General features: G+C 38.5%; 16 protein-coding genes, 1 pseudogene and 1 riboswitch. Of the genes and pseudogenes, 7 read left to right on the top strand and 10 right to left on the bottom strand.

Annotation, left to right across the window (positions count from 1 at the left end):
• Positions 1-30: 30 nt before the first annotated feature.
• On the bottom strand, positions 31-666 hold the full coding sequence (locus ACVBD2_RS03125; RefSeq protein ID WP_000174450.1) for a DUF421 domain-containing protein: 636 nt from the start codon (positions 664-666) through the stop codon (positions 31-33).
• A complete protein-coding gene (locus tag ACVBD2_RS03120) occupies positions 663-1,118 on the bottom strand; it encodes a DUF3290 family protein (protein ID WP_000675331.1) in 456 nt (151 codons plus the stop codon). The genes ACVBD2_RS03125 and ACVBD2_RS03120 overlap by 4 nt, the downstream gene beginning before the upstream one ends.
• A 133-nt stretch (positions 1,119-1,251) precedes the next feature.
• On the opposite strand from ACVBD2_RS03120, the gene ACVBD2_RS03115 reads away from it, so the two are divergent.
• The 4 genes from ACVBD2_RS03115 (at position 1,252) to ACVBD2_RS03100 (ending at position 4,670) form a co-directional block, all read left to right on the top strand.
• The gene (locus tag ACVBD2_RS03115) at positions 1,252-2,079 is read left to right on the top strand and encodes an exodeoxyribonuclease III (protein WP_004256024.1); all 828 of its coding nucleotides are present in this window, start codon (positions 1,252-1,254) and stop codon (positions 2,077-2,079) included.
• Positions 2,080-2,090: 11 nt separating this feature from the next.
• Positions 2,091-2,477, top strand: coding sequence for a bleomycin resistance protein (locus tag ACVBD2_RS03110; RefSeq protein WP_000386238.1), 387 nt, complete (start codon positions 2,091-2,093; stop codon positions 2,475-2,477).
• A gap of 133 nt (positions 2,478-2,610) precedes the next feature.
• Positions 2,611-2,706, top strand: a riboswitch (purine riboswitch).
• A gap of 120 nt (positions 2,707-2,826) precedes the next feature.
• On the top strand, positions 2,827-3,408 hold the full coding sequence (locus tag ACVBD2_RS03105; protein ID WP_461686090.1) for a xanthine phosphoribosyltransferase: 582 nt from the start codon (positions 2,827-2,829) through the stop codon (positions 3,406-3,408).
• Positions 3,408-4,670 carry a nucleobase:cation symporter-2 family protein gene (locus tag ACVBD2_RS03100; RefSeq protein WP_461686089.1) on the top strand — a complete coding sequence of 421 codons (1,263 nt, stop codon included), beginning with the start codon at positions 3,408-3,410 and terminating at the stop codon, positions 4,668-4,670. Before ACVBD2_RS03105 ends, ACVBD2_RS03100 begins: the two co-directional genes overlap by 1 nt.
• Before the next feature lie 321 nt (positions 4,671-4,991).
• On the opposite strand, the gene ACVBD2_RS03095 is transcribed toward ACVBD2_RS03100, so the two are convergent.
• Together ACVBD2_RS03095 and typA are read right to left on the bottom strand one after the other, a co-directional pair.
• The gene (locus tag ACVBD2_RS03095; RefSeq protein WP_000262659.1) at positions 4,992-5,246 is read right to left on the bottom strand and encodes a DUF3165 family protein; all 255 of its coding nucleotides are present in this window, start codon (positions 5,244-5,246) and stop codon (positions 4,992-4,994) included.
• A gap of 19 nt (positions 5,247-5,265) precedes the next feature.
• Complete coding sequence (gene typA, locus ACVBD2_RS03090) at positions 5,266-7,107, bottom strand: translational GTPase TypA (protein ID WP_461686088.1); 1,842 nt, start codon at positions 7,105-7,107, stop codon at positions 5,266-5,268.
• A gap of 158 nt (positions 7,108-7,265) precedes the next feature.
• Between typA and ACVBD2_RS03085 the strand changes: the two genes are divergently transcribed.
• Entirely contained in the window at positions 7,266-7,991 is a 726-nt protein-coding gene (locus ACVBD2_RS03085; RefSeq protein ID WP_049485370.1) for a 16S rRNA pseudouridine(516) synthase, read from the top strand.
• Between the two features lie 40 nt (positions 7,992-8,031).
• Here the strand turns inward: ACVBD2_RS03085 and ACVBD2_RS03080 are convergent.
• From ACVBD2_RS03080 to ACVBD2_RS03070, 3 genes and pseudogenes are all read right to left on the bottom strand, one after another.
• Positions 8,032-8,290 (bottom strand): annotated as a pseudogene (locus tag ACVBD2_RS03080) (DUF4190 domain-containing protein).
• 86 nt (positions 8,291-8,376) lie between these two features.
• Complete coding sequence (locus ACVBD2_RS03075) at positions 8,377-8,757, bottom strand: rhodanese-like domain-containing protein (protein WP_007520409.1); 381 nt, start codon at positions 8,755-8,757, stop codon at positions 8,377-8,379.
• Positions 8,757-8,987, bottom strand: coding sequence for a YqgQ family protein (locus ACVBD2_RS03070; protein WP_050540635.1), 231 nt, complete (start codon positions 8,985-8,987; stop codon positions 8,757-8,759). The genes ACVBD2_RS03075 and ACVBD2_RS03070 overlap by 1 nt, the downstream gene beginning before the upstream one ends.
• Positions 8,988-9,090: 103 nt before the next feature.
• On the opposite strand from ACVBD2_RS03070, the gene ACVBD2_RS03065 reads away from it, so the two are divergent.
• Together ACVBD2_RS03065 and ACVBD2_RS03060 are read left to right on the top strand one after the other, a co-directional pair.
• The gene (locus ACVBD2_RS03065; protein ID WP_001222584.1) at positions 9,091-9,999 is read left to right on the top strand and encodes a LysR family transcriptional regulator; all 909 of its coding nucleotides are present in this window, start codon (positions 9,091-9,093) and stop codon (positions 9,997-9,999) included.
• A 45-nt stretch (positions 10,000-10,044) separates the two neighbouring features.
• Entirely contained in the window at positions 10,045-11,844 is a 1,800-nt protein-coding gene (locus tag ACVBD2_RS03060; RefSeq protein ID WP_461686087.1) for an N-acetylmuramoyl-L-alanine amidase, read from the top strand.
• Between the two features lie 27 nt (positions 11,845-11,871).
• On the opposite strand, the gene ACVBD2_RS03055 is transcribed toward ACVBD2_RS03060, so the two are convergent.
• From ACVBD2_RS03055 to ACVBD2_RS03045, 3 genes are all read right to left on the bottom strand, one after another.
• Positions 11,872-12,189: a hypothetical protein gene (locus tag ACVBD2_RS03055; RefSeq protein WP_000734660.1), complete on the bottom strand. Its 318-nt coding sequence runs from the start codon at positions 12,187-12,189 to the stop codon at positions 11,872-11,874.
• A 226-nt stretch (positions 12,190-12,415) separates the two neighbouring features.
• Positions 12,416-13,279 (bottom strand): DUF6287 domain-containing protein, encoded by an 864-nt coding sequence (locus tag ACVBD2_RS03050; protein WP_316717133.1) that lies wholly within the window; start codon positions 13,277-13,279, stop codon positions 12,416-12,418.
• A gap of 413 nt (positions 13,280-13,692) precedes the next feature.
• Positions 13,693-20,181, bottom strand: coding sequence for a S8 family peptidase (locus tag ACVBD2_RS03045; RefSeq protein ID WP_461686086.1), 6,489 nt, complete (start codon positions 20,179-20,181; stop codon positions 13,693-13,695).
• Positions 20,182-20,467: the final 286 nt, after the last annotated feature.

Genomic DNA, 20,467 nt, shown 5'->3' with positions numbered 1-20,467 from the left:
GAAACCTGAGGCCAAGACCCCAGGTTTTTCTTATTCATAGGTTACGACTGTGACCGCACCCTTGTCATACTCAGCGATAAAGATATTGGCTACATTGTCATGCCCTTGCTTGCTGAGGTTATCAAGCAACCACTCTTCGTTACGACCAATCGACTCCAAAACATCGACTTGTATCACACCGTCAGTCACAACTGGATACTTAGGATTTTCATCCCCCATTTGGACCACGATGAGTTGGCCATTTTGCTCCTGCACAGCGCATTTGACCTGTTTCATCTGGAAAATCCCTTGGCTACGAAGTTTGAGAGCAACTTCTGCTGCAGACAAACCAACTGAACGACAGGCTTCTGGGTCAATCTGCCCATTTTTGATAAGGAGAGTTGGTTTTCCATCAATCAAGCGTTTGACAAAACGAACATTGTTATTGAGCCACTTGAGGGTCAAGACCAAAATCGTCCACATCATCAAAATCACTGCGTACTGCAGAATGCTAATAGAACTATTGTAAATCACCCCACCGATAATACCACCGAGAACATAGTTCTGAATTTGGTCTGTCGCAGAGTTAGGCGCCAGATTTCCCTTTCCTGTCACATTGATAACAAAAACAAGCGAGAAAAGACCCAAGGCCAGTTTGATTAAAATTTCCATATAATTGAGTGTCATTTGTTTACCTCCACCAATTCAATAGCGTCTGTTTGATGCAATTCTAATTTCTCTAAAAGATACTTGTCTGGTTGGCTCCCGTTCATGGCGCGGTAGAAATTTGGACCTACCTTGACAAGCGCTCCATCAGTGGCTGCAGAAGTATTGACATAAACTTCTGATTTATCCACTCCCAAGTCTTTGGAAACAACCTCTATGAAATGAAGTGAAGTTTGAAATTGGTTGTTAGAGGCTTGATTGGTCTGGTATTTTGAGATTGTCACCAAAAGCATGGCCACCAAGGTCAAGGCCAAAATCATGACCAATTCCCGAAACTTAGTCCCCTTTTTATCTCGATAGGCTTTAAAAGCAAAAAATCCTGTGATAGCTAGGAGCACAATCCCAAAGCCAATCATGATGCCATTTTGCTGACTGATTTGGCTAAGTACATAGTCATATGAGTAAAATTTCATTTATTTTCACTCCCTTTCATAAAATCATTCTTAATTATAAACGAAAGAGAGTGATTTTTCAAGCCATACGTTGGGGAAATGGACCTTTTTTTGGTATAATAAAATCTATAATCTGAATGAAAAAGGTAACTTTATGAAACTCATCTCATGGAATATTGATTCCCTCAATGCTGCCCTAACTAGTGACTCAACTCGTGCCAAATTGTCCCAAGAAGTACTACAAACCTTGGTCGCTGAAAATGCTGATATCATCGCTATCCAAGAAACCAAGCTTTCTGCCAAGGGTCCTACTAAAAAACACTTGGAAATTTTAGCTGAACTCTTTCCAAACTACGAAAACACGTGGCGTTCTTCTCAAGAACCTGCCCGCAAAGGCTATGCTGGAACCATGTTCCTTTATAAGAAAGAACTCACACCCACTGTCACTTTTCCAGAAATCGGTGCCCCTTCTACCATGGACTTAGAAGGTCGCATCATCACTCTAGAATTTGATGAATTTTTCGTGACCCAAGTTTACACTCCAAACGCTGGCGACGGCCTCAAACGTTTGGAAGAACGCCAAGTCTGGGATGTCAAATATGCGGAGTACTTGGCTGAACTAGACAAAGAAAAACCAGTCCTTGCGACCGGTGACTACAATGTAGCCCACAATGAAATCGACCTTGCAAATCCTGCCAGCAACCGCCGTTCACCTGGATTTACCGACGAGGAACGTGCTGGATTTACCAACCTTTTGGCAACTGGATTTACCGACACCTTCCGTCATGTTCATGGCGATGTTCCAGAACGCTACACTTGGTGGGCACAACGTAGCAAGACTTCTAAAATCAACAATACAGGCTGGAGAATCGACTACTGGCTGACCAGCAACCGCGTGGCTGACAAGGTAACCAAGTCTGATATGATTGACTCCGGTGCGCGCCAAGACCATACACCCATTGTCATGGAGATTGAGCTCTAAGGAGAAAACGAATGGACTATCAAGCTGTCATTCCTGAATTTGTAGTATCTGACCTCGAAAAGTCACGCCACTTCTACTGCGATTTGCTGGGATTTTCTGTCGAATACGAGCGTCCAGAGGAGAAATTTCTCTTCCTCTCGCTTGAAGACTGCCAACTTATGCTAGAAGAAGGCAGCACAGAAGAATTAGCCCAACTAACCTATCCTTTCGGGCGCGGTGTCAATATTTCCTTTGGTATTGAAGATGTCCCTCAGCTCCACCAAAAACTGCTGGAGGCCAACTATCCTATTTATCGTCCTTTGACTAAGAGAACATTTCGTGTTGGGGATCACTACATCTATCCTCACGAATTTGCAGTCTTGGATCCAGATGGCTATTTTTTAAGATTTAGCGAATAGAAGAATAAAAGGCTACAATACTATCTAGCATTGCAGCCTTTTATTCGTTCGCTTTTATGATCTATTTACTAACAAAATATTTGATTTATAAAGCTAATTGGTGTAAAATATAAACATTGGCAGCAGCCTGTTTAAAATTGAATATCATTTTACTTGTTTATGTCGTGAATTGGCACGACGTTTCTACAAGGTGCCGGAACACCTAACAATGAGTATGTCAGCTGGAGGTATGGTTTTGGCCATGCCTATTTTGGGGACTTACTTAGGGGATTAAGTAGGTCCTTTTTCTATTACATAGTAGAAACTCTAGACAAGCAAATGAAGCATCTTTTAGACTTTAGGAGGTCTTATGAAATTATTAGAAGAGCGCATCATCGAGGATGGGCATATCTTGGGGGACAATATCCTCAAGGTGGATTCCTTTTTAACCCACCAAGTTGACTATCGTTTGATGCGGGAGATTGGTAAGGTATTTGCGGAACAATTCGCTTCTGCTGGCATTACCAAGGTCGTGACCATTGAAGCTTCAGGCATTGCCCCAGCCGTTTTTACATCTGAAGCCTTGAATGTTCCCATGCTTTTCGCCAAGAAAGCTAAAAACGTCACCATGAACGAAGGTATCTTAACCGCCCAAGTCTACTCCTTTACCAAGCAGGTGACCAGCACCGTTTCCATCGCTGGAAAATTCCTCTCACCTGAGGACAAGGTCTTGATTATTGACGATTTCCTTGCTAATGGCCAAGCTGCCAAAGGCTTGATCCAAATCATCGAACAAGCTGGAGCAAAAGTTGAAGCGATTGGTATCGTAATTGAAAAATCTTTCCAAGATGGTCGTGATTTGCTTGAAAAAGCAGGGTATCCAGTCCTATCACTGGCTCGCTTGGATCGTTTTGAAAATGGTCAGGTCGTATTTAAGGAGGCAGATCTCTAATGCAAAAACAAGAAAAACACTCACAAGCAGCCGTTCTTGGCTTGCAGCACTTACTAGCCATGTACTCAGGTTCTATCCTGGTTCCCATCATGATTGCGACAGCTCTTGGCTACTCTGCTGAGCAGTTGACCTACCTGATTTCTACAGATATCTTCATGTGTGGGGTAGCTACCTTCCTTCAACTCCAGTTAAATAAATATTTTGGTGTTGGCCTCCCTGTTATACTCGGAGTTGCATTCCAGTCAGTCGCTCCTTTGATTATGATTGGGCAAAGCCACGGTAGCGGTGCTATGTTTGGTGCCCTTATCGTTTCTGGGATTTATGTGGTTCTGATTTCAGGTATTTTCTCAAAAGTGGCCAATCTCTTCCCATCTATCGTAACAGGCTCTGTTATTACCACGATTGGTTTGACCTTGATTCCTGTCGCTATTGGAAATATGGGAAATAATGTTCCAGAGCCAACTGGTCAGAGTCTCTTGCTTGCGGCCATCACTGTTCTGATCATCCTCTTGATCAATATCTTTACCAAAGGATTTATCAAGTCCATCTCTATTTTGATTGGCTTGGTTGTTGGAACTGCTATTGCTGCTAGCATGGGCTTGGTGGACTTCTCTCCAGTTGCGGCAGCACCGCTTGTCCATGTCCCAACTCCACTCTACTTTGGGATGCCAACCTTTGAAATCTCATCTATTGTCATGATGTGTATCATCGCAACGGTTTCCATGGTGGAGTCGACGGGTGTTTACCTAGCCTTGTCAGATATTACCAATGATCCAATCGACAGCACGCGCCTTCGCAACGGTTACCGCGCAGAAGGCTTGGCCGTACTTCTCGGAGGAATTTTTAACACCTTCCCTTACACAGGATTTTCACAAAACGTTGGTTTGGTTAAATTGTCAGGTATCAAGACCCGTCTGCCAATCTATTATGCAGCTGGTTTCCTAGTCCTCCTTGGACTCCTTCCTAAGTTTGGTGCCCTTGCCCAAATCATTCCAAGTCCTGTCCTTGGTGGTGCCATGCTGGTTATGTTTGGTTTTGTTTCCCTTCAAGGGATGCAAATCCTCGCCCGCGTTGACTTTGCTAACAATGAACATAACTTCCTTATCGCAGCTGTTTCAATCGCCGCTGGTGTTGGACTAAACAACAGCAATCTCTTTGTCAGCATGCCAACAGCCTTCCAAATGTTCTTCTCAAACGGAATCGTCGTGGCAAGCCTCCTCGCCATTGTCCTCAATGCAGTATTAAATCGGAAAAAGAAATAAAAAAAGAGGTACGAACCTCCAGATTGAAGAAAAGTTCATTTTGGACGATTTCTTCAATCTTTTTCTTTCGGTCCAAAATAAGACTACCCTTGAAAAAGTTGGAATAATAGTCCTTCTGAGAAAATATACGTTAAATCAGAAATTAAATTATTTCCAAAATAATTGTAAGAGTATCCACTTTCTAATAGGTCGCTCAAAAAGTTTTAAAAATCATAAAAACGCATAATATCAGGCATTCAAAAACCTTGATAATATGCGTTTTATCAGGGAAAAATTTGCTAGATTTTCTCCTCAAATTGAGTCATTACCCAGCCTCTTCTATTATCTTCTCTTACCCTTTTTTACAGGCATGAGCGTAATGTCTCTCAAGCTAAAGTAGGCTAGAGCCAGCATGGCGATTGTGACAAAGAATTCTGTCGGTAATTGGAAGATCTGCAAGATGGACAACATCAGCAAAATCAAGAGTGCAACAACTACAAAGACCAAGATAACGATGTTGACTGTTCCTTTGATACTTTGGGGTGTCGCAAATACATAGAGTAGTAATAAGAGTATCCCTATGATTAAATAGACCATCTTTATCTCTTTCTAGCTCTTATTCAGCTGATTTTTTCTTTTTGTTGGCTTTCTCGCGCTCTGCCTTGTTAAGGATTTGCTTACGCAAACGGATAGACTCAGGCGTTACTTCCATGTACTCATCGTCGTTCAAGAACTCAAGAGACTCTTCAAGTGTCAAGATACGAGGTGTCTTGATAACAGCTGTTTGGTCCTTAGTAGCTGAACGGACGTTGGTCATTTGTTTGGCCTTGGTGATATTCACTGTCAAGTCGTTTTCACGAGAGTTTTCACCGATGATCATTCCTTCGTAAACCTCAGTACCTGGGTTGACAAAGATGGTTCCACGTTCTTCGATAGACATGATTGAGTAAGTTGTAGCCTTACCAGCATCGATGGAAACAAGGGCACCACGGTGACGTCCCCCAATTTCACCTGGAATCAATGGCAAATATTGGTCAAAGGTATGGTTCATAATACCGTAACCACGAGTCATTGACAAGAACTCAGTTGAATATCCGATCAAACCACGCGCTGGAACAAGGAAGACCAAACGAGTTTGACCATTACCAGTTGAAATCATATCCAACATTTCACCCTTACGTTCAGAAAGGCTGTGGATAACAGATCCTTGGTATTCTTCTGGAGTATCGATTTGAACACGTTCAAATGGCTCACATTTAACACCATCAATCTCTTTTACGATAACTTCTGGACGAGATACTTGAAGTTCATAACCCTCACGACGCATGGTTTCAATCAGGATTGACAAGTGCAATTCTCCACGACCTGAAACAGTCCATTTATCTGGTGAGTCCGTTGGGTCAACGCGAAGGGAAACGTCTGTTTGCAATTCTGCTTGCAAGCGTTCTTCTACCTTACGAGAAGTCACCCATTTACCTTCTTTACCAGCAAATGGTGAGTTATTGACTAAGAAAGTCATTTGAAGCGTTGGCTCATCGATGTGTAGGATTGGAAGAGCTTCAACTGCGTCTGTCGGAGTAATGGTTTCACCGACAAAGATATCTTCCATACCAGAAACAGCAATCAAGTCACCCGCTTTGGCTTCTTGGATTTCACGACGTTCCAAACCAAAGAAACCGAAGAGTTTTGTAACACGGAAGTTCTTCGTTGTACCATCTAGTTTAGAAAGGGTAACTTGGTCTCCAACTTTCACACTACCACGGAAGACACGACCGATACCGATACGACCTACGAAGTCATTGTAGTCCAAAAGTGACACTTGGAACTGCAAAGGCTCATCTGAGTTATCCACTGGAGCGGGAATATGGTCAATGATGGTATCAAAGATTGGTGCCATTGTTTTTTCTTGATCAGCTGGATCGTCTGACAATGAAGATGTTCCGTTAATTGCTGAAGCATAAACAACTGGGAAATCAAGCTGGTCATCATCTGCACCAAGCTCGATGAAAAGTTCCAAGACTTCGTCCACTACTTCTGCTGGACGAGCTGATGGTTTATCGATTTTGTTGACAACCACGATTGGAACAAGGTTTTGTTCCAAGGCTTTTTTCAATACGAAACGAGTTTGTGGCATGGTTCCTTCGTAGGCATCCACGACCAAGACAACACCGTCAACCATTTTCATGATACGCTCAACTTCTCCACCGAAGTCCGCGTGTCCTGGTGTATCCATGATATTGATACGAGTTCCGTTGTAGGCAACGGCAGTGTTTTTCGCAAGGATGGTTATTCCACGCTCTTTCTCGATATCGTTTGAGTCCATAGCGCGCTCTGCCAATTCAGTACGTGCATCAAGCGTTTCTGATTGTTTCAATAATTCGTCAACGAGGGTTGTTTTACCGTGGTCAACGTGGGCGATAATCGCAATGTTACGGATATCTTCTCTTAATTTTGTCATGATTTCCTCTAATATTTAAATTTTTATTTCTAACTGAACAATTATACCACAGTCTCATTCAAAAATCACAGTTCAGCTAAGTGTAAATGTTTTCACTCTGCTTTTCTAGTCAAGGCAACTCTTTTCAAAGTCAGAGACTTATGATAAGATAAGCTGGTATGCGTTTAGATAGATTATTAGCCCAAGAAAAGGTCAGTCGCAAGGCTATGAAACAGGCTCTATTAAAAAAAGAAATCCTAGTAGACGATTGTCCAGCCAGCTCCCTGGCTCAAAATGTCGACACTGGGTTGCAGAAATTAGTCTTTCAAGGACGGCAAATCCAAGGCTACGAGCACACCTACCTCATGCTTCATAAGCCAAACGGAGTCGTTACAGCTAGCAAGGATAAGAAACTGCCAACCATCATGGACCTACTCCCACCTGACATCCAGTCTGACCAGCTCTATGCTATCGGCAGATTAGACCGCGATACGACGGGACTGCTGCTTTTAACAGACAATGGACCTCTTGGCTTTCAGCTCCTTCATCCCCAGTACCATGTCGATAAATCCTATCAAGTGGTAGTAAACGGACCGCTCACGTCAGACCATATCCAAAAATTCAAAGATGGGATTGTCTTTTTAGATGGGACCACTTGTAAACCTGCTCAGCTAGAAATTCTAGACATAAGCCCAACAGAGAGCCATGCCTCTATTACCATCTCAGAAGGAAAATTTCATCAAGTTAAAAAAATGTTCCTCTCAGTTGGTGTCAAGGTGACTGCCCTAAAACGCGTCCAATTCGGTGACTTTACATTAGACCCAGAACTAGCAAAAGGGCAATTCCGCCCCTTGAATCCAGAGGAATTGGAAATCATAAAAAACTACTTAGAGATGAGTCGATAAAATAAAAAAGCTTTAAATTTAAAGCTTTTTTATTTTTTGCTTATCTAAAAAATACTGCGACAGCTACAATTCTAAAAAATACTGCGACAGCTACAATCCAGTTAAGTACAGAAACCACAAGTCCAATGATATTCAGAATTTTTCTGTTTTATAGTCTAGTCCAGATTCTTTTTGGTATGAAAAAGCCAAGACCAATCCTATGATCCCCAAAATCAGACCCACTATCGGAGATAGCAAACCAAGGACGATAGATAAGATACCTAAAATAAGTGAAGATTTTTCTTTTGTTGTGAATTCATATTATAAAATCTCCTTAAATTTAATATAAATGATGATACCTTAAAATGCTAGCTTTATCTATCATTCGACAGTTTTTAATAGAATGTTAGCTCGTTTTCACTTTCCCTTTCCAAGAATCCAATCCATAAGAAAGGATATAAATCTCAGAAAAACCTTGTTTTTTCAGATAAAGTGCTGCATTGGTCACTCGTTGTCCACGTTGGTTTTCGTAGAGAAGGACAGGTTTATCCTTGCGAAGGGCTGCAAGGCTTGACTTCAACTGATTTGAAGGAATATTGCGAGCTCCGAGGATATGTTTTCTGTGAAATTCTGCTGGTTCACGGACATCAATCAATTGCCCTTTCCGAATCAAGGCTTCAAATTCTGCATTGTCCACAATCTTAGCCGCACGACGAATACGAAGGTAGTTATAGCCCATCCATGCCACCATTGCCAGTATAAGTGCCCACAAAATCCAAGTAACCATTAGTTCATTTCTCCATTTTTCTCTATGTAGTCTAATTCTATCTTGTGCTCCCTGCGGAGAACAGCTTCCGCTTCTAAGTAATCTAGCTTGTCCATGAGACCTGCATCATAGATCCGAGAGAGTTCGAGCTTCATCAGTTCAATATCATACAAGCGCTTCCCCATGTAAACAATAATGCCAAACTGTTTGAGAAATTGCTGCACATCATAGAATGTTTTCATAGCTTCCATTTTAGCAGATTCTAGACTTTTTTTCAATACTGGACCGGCTCTTTCCCCCCTATTTTCTTCGTCTTCATTGCCCATTCTTCCGCAAGTGTGGTACAATAAAAACATGAGAATTCAACAACTACACTATATTATCAAAATCGTCGAAACTGGCTCTATGAATGAAGCAGCCAAGCAACTCTTTATCACCCAACCCAGTCTTTCAAATGCCGTTCGAGACTTGGAAAATGAAATGGGCATTGAAATCTTTATCCGCAATCCCAAGGGCATTACCTTAACCCGTGATGGGATGGAGTTTCTCTCCTATGCTCGTCAGGTCGTTGAGCAAACCCAACTTCTGGAGGAACGTTATAAAAATCCTGTCGCCCACCGCGAACTTTTCAGCGTTTCCTCTCAGCACTATGCCTTTGTAGTTAATGCCTTTGTCTCTCTGCTCAAGAAAAGTGATATGGAAAAATACGAGCTCTTCCTACGTGAAACTCGGACCTGGGAGATTATCGATGACGTCAAGAACTTCCGTAGCGAGGTCGGTGTCCTCTTTTTAAACAGCTACAATCGCGATGTTTTAACGAAAATGCTAGATGACAATCACCTCTTAGCCCACCACCTCTTTACCGCTCAACCCCATATCTTTGTTAGCAAGACCAATCCTCTAGCTAAAAAAGACAAGGTCAAACTGGCTGATTTGGAAGACTTCCCTTATCTGAGTTATGACCAGGGGACGCACAACTCCTTCTACTTTTCAGAGGAGATTCTTTCACAAGAGCACCACAAGAAATCCATCGTAGTCAGTGACCGCGCCACCCTCTTTAATCTTTTGATTGGTTTGGATGGTTACACCATTGCAACAGGGATTTTGAACAGTAACCTCAACGGAGACAATATCGTTTCCATTCCACTGGACATTGACGACCCGATTGAACTAGTCTATATCCAGCATGAAAAAACCAGCCTATCTAAGATGGGCGAACGCTTTATCGAATACTTACTAGAAGAAGTTCAATTCGATAATTAATAGGAAAAATGAAAAAGAGAAAAAGAAAAAGTTAGGAAATAGAAAGTGAAAAAGATACTACTGACCAGTGCTTTAATCCTTTCAATCGCAGGATTAGCACCCGCATCCGTCTTAGGAGAAGAAAACACAACTCAATCCACATCTGCTGTCAAGGAAGCAATTGCCAAAGAAGAAAAGAAAGAGTCGAGTGTTGAGGAAAACTCTAAATCAGAAGTTCTTCCGAAAGTAGATGTGCAAGAAGACAAGCCCAAAAAAGAAGGATGGCACCAAGAAAATCATCACTGGCGTTTTTACCAAGATGATAAACCTGCTTTGAACTGGAAACAAATTCAAGGCAAATGGTACTACTTCGATCAAGATGGTAATCGTCTTCATTCTACTATCTACAAAGGCTATGCCTTTGACCAAGATGGTGTCATGATAGAAAATAGCTGGACCAAACTGGACAATCAATGGTACTATGCTGATCCTTCTGGACGACTAGCTCAGAACACCTGGAAAAAAATTAACGGCTCCTGGTACTATTTTGACCAAATTGGAAGTATGCTCAGCAACACCGCCGTTGACGGCTATCTTCTCACAAAAAGCGGAGCTATGGCAGAAAAGGGCTGGACTAAATTAGACCAAATTTGGTATTATGTCGCTCCTTCTGGAAAAATCTCACAGGATAAATGGGAGAAAATCAACGGTTCTTGGTATTACTTTGACAAAGACGGTAGAATGCTGAGTGCGACAACCTTCAAGGGCTACCTCTTCAACCAGAGTGGAGCTATGGCAGAAAACAACTGGGTCAAAATCAAGGATACTTGGTTCTATGCGAACGGGTCAGGGAGATATGTCCAAGAAAACTGGCAAAAGATTCAGGGTTCCTGGTACTCATTTGACCAGAATGGTGGGATGCTAGCAGACAAATGGAAAGGAAGCTACTACCTCAAAACCAGTGGAGCCATGGCGGAGAAAGAGTGGATCTTTGATAAAGCCTACAAGAGCTGGTTCTATCTAAAAGAGGATGGCCATTATGCAAATCAGGAGTGGATTGGAGCATACTACCTCAAGTCAGGTGGTTACATGGCAAAGAGTGAATGGATTTACGATAACGCTGACAAAGCTCGCTACTACCTAGATAATAATGGGCATTATGTTTCAGGAACTTACAAGATAGACGGTAAGGAACACCTGTTCCAAAAATACGGTCAATGGATTTCTGAAGTTTCAACTGAAGGCGGATTTACAAAAGGCCTATACAGCAATACCATTTTCCTAGATCCTGGGCATGGTGGTCGAGATTCAGGAGCTTTTTACTACAATGTAGCTGAAAAAGATCTCAACATGCAGATTTACCGTAAGCTTCGTACTAAGTTAGAAGAACTAGGCTACAAGGTTCTCACCTCTCGTGATAGTGATATTGACGTTGACTTTGTTACTGAACGTTCTCGTATGGTTAATAAAACCAACTCTGATATTTTTATCAGTATTCACTTCAACGCTACTGGTAATACCTACTCAAAAGCAAGCGGTATTCAAACCTACTCTTATAGCGATGAACCTGATTATCCAAGTAAGATTAATAAATACTGGCACAATCACCCAGATCGTATGAGTGAAAGCAAACGCCTCGCCGCTGCCATCCACTCCTCTCTCCTAGCAGAAACAGGGGCCAAAGACGCTGGTCTGTTGGAGAGCAGCTATGCCGTACTACGCGAAACAGCCAAACCAGCCGTTCTCCTAGAACTTGGTTATATGGATAATTTCTCCGAAAACCAACAAATTAGAGATAGCCACTACCAAGATAAACTGGTCGCAGGCATCGTAAAAGGGATTCAAAAATATTACGCTGGTCAGTAAAAAAGTCTCGAGAAATCTCGAGACTTTTTATTTGCCTTCTTTTTTATCCTTATCAGGAAAGAGATAGCCAAGTCCTACACAAGCTAGCACACCGGCACCAATCACCAAACCACTTGAAATGGGTAAGAGATCAAAAATAGCATTTGCAATGATAAAGGCGATGATCAAGCACATCAAGCTAGCCTTGTAGTCTTTTTTCAAAAAGTTTTCTAGCGTGAAATAAAGGAACAATCCTACCGGAATGAGTGACCAGAGGTTGACATCCAAACTTGGCCATCCAACAGATCCGAAATACAATACTAGCGCTGCTGCTACTAAAAATACAAGTCCTAATAATTTTTTCATTTTTTTGTCTCCATTTTCTTTTTTAGGTTCTTGAGTTGTCTGATACTGACCCCTCACGCCCCTTACATGAACCATTATAGCAGAGGAATTTTTCAAGAACAAGCCCTTTTGCCTATCTGGTCAATATCTCTGTCTAAGTGGTTGAGTATTTGTAACAAAAGAAAAAGAAGCCCTAATGGGCTTCTTGATTCTGCCGATTGTAACAGTATTTTTGAACGAATACCATCTAGTTTTTCTTTTCCTTTGGCTCTAGAGAAGATTTGATTGATTCACGGTCTGCTTGTAGTTGAGCTAAGTTCTTTTCTGCTTCCTCAAGTTTACTAGTATCTGGTTTCACACGATAGTAAACATCTTCTGGTTTCATTAACATAGACCCGTAATCTTGACCCGAAAGTAGTCTTTCTTCAGCATGATTGCTTTTATCCGTAATCTTTCCATCATCACCAGGTTGCATAACAACTCCGCTTGGCACAACTACTACTACAAATCCTCCAGCAACAGAATCTTTCACCCACGCACTGAGAGAAGCTGTCTCAGGGTTACGACTATCTTGACCTTTTGATACCTTTAATCCAACTACAGATTCGTACTTTTGATCATTTGTAAACCAAGTCGCATCTACTTCTCCAGAACTCTTAATAATGTATTCATTGCCAGATTGACTACGCCAAGTGCCTTCTAAACTAGACAAATCATTGTTCTTGATTGCTTCAATATCTAGTTTTGGAACAGCAGTTTCTTTCTTTAGCTTGCTAACAAGTGCTTCTGCTTCAATAATCTTGGTATCCAAATCAGCCAGTTGATTCTTGAGTTTTTGAATTTCCTCTTGTTTATCCTTATCAGTCTCATCTATTTTTCCTTGGTTTGTAGACGATTGACTTGTTGACTCTGTAGTTGAAACGGCAGACGATGCTTGATTTGGCTCTTTCTTTCCGATCAAAGAATTTGAAAAAATACTTACCAAGATCAGAGTGACTGAAGTAGCGAGTGCTAGGCCAATATAGATTTTTATATTTGGAGCCGACTTTGATTCAGACCGCTTAGGTCCATTGACCTCTTCAAATTGTTTTTCCCGTTCTTTCTTATTCATAATTTCTCCTTTTTGATTTATATTCAGGCAAGCTTACGATACTTCATTTGTTACTATCCAGGATATTTTATAATTTTTAGAAAATCTATGCAAAAAATTCTAAAATAATTAACTATAAAATTATCTCTAGGTTGGTATCAAAACAAGCGCTTATTAAAATATATTATACCACAAAATATAAACCACAGTTTGTATTTATATTTTTATAAGTCGAAGAAATGGATTTTAAACAGAACCCATCTCCATTAGAAAAAGCCTGTCCTGAGACAAGGCTTTTACATATATCTCTTTTAAATCTCCCATTTTCATAGAAATCTAAATAATATATTTATAAATCAATACTTTCACAAAACTATGTCATCACCTCACTATCTAATCTCAGTACATAAACCATTTTTTCTATAGCTTTTGTCTTAATCTTGATTTTTTTTCTTCAATCCAAGAAAAGCTCCTACTATAAACATGATTCCGGCAGCTAATAGTGTCTGGGCTCCGCTTGCTGTTCCGGTTTTTGGCAACTCATTAGGATTGTTACTAGTTGATTTACTATTGATGTTGGTACTTTTATTAGTTAAGTTCCCTTGTTCATTTAGATAAACGTTCTTGTTAATTTCAAAGTTTTTATCATTTTCATCAGAAACAATACTGTTGACATCATTAGTTGAATCAGATTGAGTTTTTTCTTTCTTTTTCGATACATCAAAAGTAGGTTTATTTTCCTCCTCCTTTTTCTCCTCTATTTTCTTGAATACAGGTTTTATAAAGGTATCTTTTGATAGATTAATAACATAGCCGGCGTCTTTTTTCCCTTCGAAACCAGAAATATCCCAACCATCAAATTGGTACCCTTTTTCTAATTCACCCTTATAGACAGGTAACATAAAATCTTCTTCCGACACTATCGTTGAACTCATTTCTTTTCCATTTTGAATGGTCACGGTTACCCTATGAGGTTTTAATTCACTTACCTCTCCCGTATCTTTGTTTAAAATGAATTCTTTTACGGTTGTATTTCTTGCGAAATCTTTTACAACAATCTTAATGTTTAGTGTCTTATCTGTTAGTTGTTTAATATCATCAAATGATTTGTATTCTTTTCCATTTACATAAATATGTTGTTCTTGAATCTCACCATCAAATCCATTATTTCTTTTATCATTGATGTTAAAGACTACAGATTTACCGTTAGCATATTCGATACTAGTATTTCCCTTAGGATCAATGTTTACTTCTGGTTTTACATTATCATATAAAAATTGATAGTGTACTCCAACCGCTTTCGCATTCAAATCGCTATAGCCAGTTTGAAGATAAACATTTCCATCCATATCTGTTACTTTATCTGGAAATCCGTTTGCTTTATAGTCTTTCATTCCCCAGTCCATGATATCACCGTCTTTAACATTAAGCTTAATGTTAAAATCTCTAGTGTTATCAATGTGTAAATCTCCGTAGATTAAATAATTATCTACAACCGATTCATTAACTCTCAACTCCCAGTTAAAACCACCCTTATCAGAAATCTTACCTCTTAAATAAAATTCTGGATTTCGTACATAAATTTTATTAGATTTAGATGGATTAAAGTAGTTCTTGTCCATTGAGAGATTTACTGGTTTGGTATCAATAAATAACGTAGAGCCATCTTCTTTTATAGCTTCTACATTGGACTTATCCTCTCCTGTGTACTCTTTACCATCCTTACCAAATAATACCAGTTTAGAAGGATCTGTTACAAGATTGCCATCTTTATCGATTGCCTCCCCTTTATCATTCATTTTAAATGTAAACACTTGATATCTTACAATGTTAAAGCCGTCTAAAGCCGACATTAATACTGATTGAGTACTTCTTCCATCTTCAACATTTCTACTATCAGCATAAATTATTTTTTCTGATAAGACTCTTAGATTAGGATTGGCCTTTTGGATTTTTGCTATATCTTCCTTGCTATAGACTCCATTCCCTTCTAACATATCCGTTTTTCCAGGATTATAGGTAGTCACTTTTAGTGCATAGCCTTTTCTTAGAATGATGTTATCCTTTAATAGATATTGTTGTTTTTCTGAATCAGAATAGATTTTACCAGATTCCATGTCCGTTAAATTGTTTGGTTTATTTTTTGAAAGATCTCCTTCTCCTAATTCTATTACATTCCCATAACTTGATGCATACGGATATTCTGTTTTAGTTTCCTTATTTTTTTCAGGCATTCTAATTTTAGTTTCAGCTTTTATCTGATCATCATCTTTCACAAAGAATCTCATATCTCCTGCAAAAGCTAATCCATCCACAATATCATTAATATTAGCGTATAAATCAAATGTCATCGTTTTCAAATGGGAATCATACTTGGTCGTTTTGATTTCTATCGATTTATAATTATTGCCATAATATACCTTGGCATTTTTAGAAACATTACTGATCTTTCCAAGAATTTCAAAGTGTCCATCTTTAGATGGGTTTAGAATGCCATAAATTTTTGATTTGATTTCATCAAGTTTTTCAGTTTCATATTCTAAGGCACTACCATCGTCATATGCAATAATATTTCCCTTATCATCGTATTTATAATCGTATTCCTCTATTCTCTTACCAGTTTCACTTGTAAAGTCATCAACTTCTCTATATTTCTTTTTAATGAGTTTCTTTAAGTCTTTAATTTCAAAATCTCTAATTGTTGAAATAGTTTTATGAATAGTCAAGCTAGATTTTTCTTCGGTAGCCTCTTCATTTTCTTGATGATGTTCTACCTCAGTTGTATCTTTTTTAAGACTATCATCTTTAACGTTTTTTATATTCTTAAATTTAGATTCAGGAATTTCTCCAAGCTTTTGGTATTTAGATGAATCTTGATCAGGATCTACTAGATAATAGGAAATCATCCCCTTTTCATCAGCATGATCAGCAAATTTAATTCTATGAATCTTTGTGAAATTGCTAGAACCGTCTAATGCAATCACTTCAATGATTTTTCCTCTTAAATCTCCTGCACCTTTAATTTCATAAATGGTATTTCCGTCTTTGTCAAGTTTTCTATTTCGTCCTTGACCCTCACCTGCATAAGTGACTTCAAGATTTTTCTCAACCTCTCCATCTTCATTAACAAGAGCGGCCCCAGCATACCAAACTTCGTTGGCAATCTCGTCAAATTTTTCAGGATGTTCTTTTTGATCTCTCGCAAATAGCGTTTCATTCTTATATTGCTCTTTGACCTTGTGATAAGTATCCTTTGTAATTAACTTAATTTTTCCAGGGTTTGAAAAATCAATTGAAACAATCTTTGGAGGGGTGTTATCAATTTTTACAGGAATATAGGAAACCTGCCATGGGTAATCCTTGGTTAATCTATATTTAAATTTATAGAAATATTGGCCTTCCGCAATCGGTTCAAATTGTCCTCGTATCTTAGTAGCAGGATCTTTTTTGTCATTACTTTCTGGGGCATTTTCTTCTCTACCTCTAGGGTTATAAATGAGTCCATCCCATTTCAAGTCACCCCAAACTTTTAGCTTAGAAGATTTAATGCCCTTTGCATCATTTCTTTTAGAGTTTAAAATTCCTTTAATAAAGTGTTCTCTCGAAATGACTTTTAAGTCTTTTTGATTTTCTCCTTCTTTATTTGTATTTACTATTGAAATCACCCCTTCTTCTGCACTTCTTAATACAAGTGGAGAAGGCGTTAATCCTCTCTCAAGTTGAGCATCTTGAGGATTTCCATTTGAATCTAAAGGATAGATTTTAGCAATATTAGAGCCACTTGATGAAGGTGCGTTGATTCCTTCGTTATTGAAAGCAAATAATTCTGGATTTTGATCTAGGGATGTTGTATTTTTATCTTTTCTATTTTGGATAACTCCTGCTGGATTAAATTTATCTATACCATGTTCTCCACCAATCCCCTTATTTAAGGTACCTGGAATTTTTGGTTTACCATCATCATCATAACCTTCCATTGCTTTTGATTTTGATCCTTCTTCCCAGGCCCATTTATCAAGGATTGGTTCGTGGTTCCAATTCCCAGCAAATCCCATTAGAGGCATCGACAAAGAAGGTTGGAAGTTTCTTTTCTTACCGTTGGAGTTTAGAGCTTCCATTTCTTCCACTGACTCAAAATGAATAAATGATTCTACAAATTTATTTTTGTTTTTAGCTTCTCCAACATTTATAACCGCATTTAAATCAAAGCTGGAATTTGGACCTATAGTGAAAGTATCATGCTCAAATGTGATATTTGCTCCTTTGACTTTTTCTGGGTGAATTTCTGGAACAATTTGCTTCCCGTCCGGAGATTTTTCATCTTTATATGTTTCATCGAGTTTTAGCCTATCAGTTAGAGCATCTGTAGTTACAGTTGATGCAGAAACTTTAAAGGTTAAAGGTCTGTTTGAGGTATTGTGAAGCTTAATTGTAAAGTATTTTTTATCACCTTTTATTTCTTTAAGAGAAATGGAACCATATGAATTTACCAAACCTTTAGAATCTGTATTTTTGAAAGTTGCTACAACTTCATTTCTCAAAGCGTTGGCAACATTAATTAGCCCCGCTCCCTGCTGTCTAGGTGATGCAAAGTATTGACTCTTTTCTTTCCAAGAGGTTGCATCCATCATAGGTCTTGCAGTATTTTGTAGAGCTATTTTTGTAAGACTTGTAAGGTCTATTTTGTCATCTCCCTTAAGGTTTTTCAAGACAGGTCTTTCAAGCAATTCCTTTAATTTTGGTCGAATCAAAACAGTAGAAGCTGCTACGATTGGAGTTGCCATACTAGTTCCTGACATATAACCATAAGTGGATTTACCATTGATAACATTTAGAGTGGATTTAATATTTTTACCAGGTGCTGAAACATCCGGTTTTAAAAGCAAGTCTGTTCTTGGCCCCCAAGATGTAGACCCTGCTGGGACTATAATATCTTCTTTATAAAGTTCTTTGTCTGTGTCAGCTGCAAATTTAAAGTCAATTTCTTTTTCATCACCTACATTCGGTTTATTAGAATTATAGCTTTCCATATCAATTGGATAGTATTGTTCTAAGTTATCTTTAAAATCTTCCTTATTATTTCTTTTGACTTCAGTTTTTTTATCAGGGTTAATCATGTTCCATAATTTTACACCATCATCTCCTGAAATTGAAAATACTTGACTAGTAGTCCCTTCATCCGCTTCATATCCCATAGCTGGAAGGTCTGTCCAATTATCTCTATTGTAGTAATTTACAGTATTTACAACCATAATGGCACGTGCGCCTTTATCCGTTGCTCTTTTAAAAGCATCTTTTAAATCCTTGGTATAAATTCTATCCATTACTGCAATTTTGCCCTTAAGATCCAAGCCTATCAAATCTTTGTCTTGACCTTTGCCTATATATACAAATTTTAATTTATTTGGAGTTTTTGACCCATCCTCATTTGTTAGGATTTTATTTTTATCGAAAAAAGCTCCTATATTTCTGTATTTAAAACTTTGTCCTCCAATGTTAACCTTATCAAACTCAATGGTTTGATTTTTAGCAGAAGCGACCGCTATCGCATCTTCATGTGCGGCAGTTCGTGTTACATTTCCAGTATCTGTCATTTTCAGATTATTATTGGCTACTAAATCCCAAGAAGAACTTGAAGCAGAAGTCGCAAAATTACCTGTAGCAACAACCATTGGGATTCCAGCTTTTCTTAATGCTCTAATAGCCTCCCAATATTTCTCGCCTACAAGACCTGTTCCCGTAAAGCCAGATGATACCGAAACAACATCGACATTGTGTTTGATCGAATCTTCAATAGCATGAAACATTGTTTCATCACCCGCGAACCCAGATCCTGCGTCAGAGTACATTTTATAAGAGAAAATTTGTGCATTAGGCGCAATTCCATCTATGCCATTAAAGTTCTTGATATCTTTTTCAGTATCATTTCCAGCAAGAATCCCTGCAATATGCATCCCATGTGGGTCAAAATAATCCCTACCATCATCATATTTTTCTACAGTGATTTTACCACCATTATAATAATTGAACGCATGAGGGATTTTATCACTCAACCAATAATTTTTATCAGTGCCTTTTAAATCTTCTTTTTTAAATTTCATTGAGTCTTTGGCATCATCATCGATCCTCATAGCCTTATGCCTATAATCTGTTCCAGTATCGATATTTGAAATGACCATACCTCTACCATCAAAATTTTTCCCAAATGGAGCATTAATAGACTTTAGGTAATCAATAGCTTCCTCAACTCCAATTTCCTTTCTGGCATGATTCATCATTGGTTGGACTTTTTGTGATCGTTCAACCGACGAAACACCTTCCATTTGTTTAATTTTGTCCAAATTATCTGGAGTTGTTTCAATGGCAGCGCCATTAAAAATCGTATTATAGGTATATAAAACTTTTGTATCCTCAAGATTGGATAGTTCCTTAATTACTTTTTCTCCAGATTCTTTATCTTTAAATTCAGCAATATAGACAAGTTTATCTTCTTTTTTAGGATTTTCTGTATCTTTATTTACAAATGAGTTCGCATCATCTCCTTTGGATTGATTGGAGTCTTCTTTGATACTTGCTCCTTCGTTACTAGTTTTTTTGTCTATCTTAGGCTTTCTACTAACAACTTCTTTTTCCTCAATAACTGTTGTCTTCTTCTCCTCAGTATCCTTTGAAGTTTCTATAACATTATGAAGTTCTTCAGATTGTTCATTTTTTTCTGTTTCTTTATCTGCTACTACTTTTTCTTTACCAGAAATTTTTAAAGCATCTTCAGAACTAGGTGCATCTGCTACTACTTTTTCTTTATCAGAAATTCTTAAAGCATCTTCAGAACTAGGTGCATCTGCTAAAATTACCTCATTGGGGGCATATGCTGCTAAAATAACTGCAGCAGTAGTTAATGACAATACCGTACTTTTTTTCATTATAATTCCTTCATTTTTTATTTTAAACCCAATAGATAGAAAACTTTAACCTTGCTAGCCTTTGTTATAAAAAGTTTTATGACGTATTATCTAGTGGGATAGAGTAGTACATTTATATATAATTGTTAGCTCTCTGAAAAATAGTATATCAATTAAAAAATTTTAAGTCAAGAAAAATTAACACGCATTAATTTTTTTTTTAATGTACATTAAAAAATATAAACCCAAAACTTTCGTAGTTAACTGGGATACATTATCAGCACATTCACACCATCAAAAATAGTAG

Source organism: Streptococcus sp. KHUD_018 (genome assembly GCF_054861215.1).
The sequence above is the reverse complement of the archived record's forward strand: the minus strand, read 5'-3'. Positions and strand labels throughout refer to the sequence as shown.

Coding starts and splice junctions, on each gene's coding strand:
- ACVBD2_RS03125 (WP_000174450.1), bottom strand. CDS start 666: ATGACACTCAATTATATGGAAATTTTAATCAAACTGGCCTTGGGTCTT.
- ACVBD2_RS03120 (WP_000675331.1), bottom strand. CDS start 1,118: ATGAAATTTTACTCATATGACTATGTACTTAGCCAAATCAGTCAGCAA.
- ACVBD2_RS03115 (WP_004256024.1), top strand. CDS start 1,252: ATGAAACTCATCTCATGGAATATTGATTCCCTCAATGCTGCCCTAACT.
- ACVBD2_RS03110 (WP_000386238.1), top strand. CDS start 2,091: ATGGACTATCAAGCTGTCATTCCTGAATTTGTAGTATCTGACCTCGAA.
- ACVBD2_RS03105 (WP_461686090.1), top strand. CDS start 2,827: ATGAAATTATTAGAAGAGCGCATCATCGAGGATGGGCATATCTTGGGG.
- ACVBD2_RS03100 (WP_461686089.1), top strand. CDS start 3,408: ATGCAAAAACAAGAAAAACACTCACAAGCAGCCGTTCTTGGCTTGCAG.
- ACVBD2_RS03095 (WP_000262659.1), bottom strand. CDS start 5,246: ATGGTCTATTTAATCATAGGGATACTCTTATTACTACTCTATGTATTT.
- typA (WP_461686088.1), bottom strand. CDS start 7,107: ATGACAAAATTAAGAGAAGATATCCGTAACATTGCGATTATCGCCCAC.
- ACVBD2_RS03085 (WP_049485370.1), top strand. CDS start 7,266: ATGCGTTTAGATAGATTATTAGCCCAAGAAAAGGTCAGTCGCAAGGCT.
- ACVBD2_RS03075 (WP_007520409.1), bottom strand. CDS start 8,757: ATGGTTACTTGGATTTTGTGGGCACTTATACTGGCAATGGTGGCATGG.
- ACVBD2_RS03070 (WP_050540635.1), bottom strand. CDS start 8,987: ATGGAAGCTATGAAAACATTCTATGATGTGCAGCAATTTCTCAAACAG.
- ACVBD2_RS03065 (WP_001222584.1), top strand. CDS start 9,091: ATGAGAATTCAACAACTACACTATATTATCAAAATCGTCGAAACTGGC.
- ACVBD2_RS03055 (WP_000734660.1), bottom strand. CDS start 12,189: ATGAAAAAATTATTAGGACTTGTATTTTTAGTAGCAGCAGCGCTAGTA.
- ACVBD2_RS03050 (WP_316717133.1), bottom strand. CDS start 13,279: ATGAATAAGAAAGAACGGGAAAAACAATTTGAAGAGGTCAATGGACCT.
- ACVBD2_RS03045 (WP_461686086.1), bottom strand. CDS start 20,181: ATGAAAAAAAGTACGGTATTGTCATTAACTACTGCTGCAGTTATTTTA.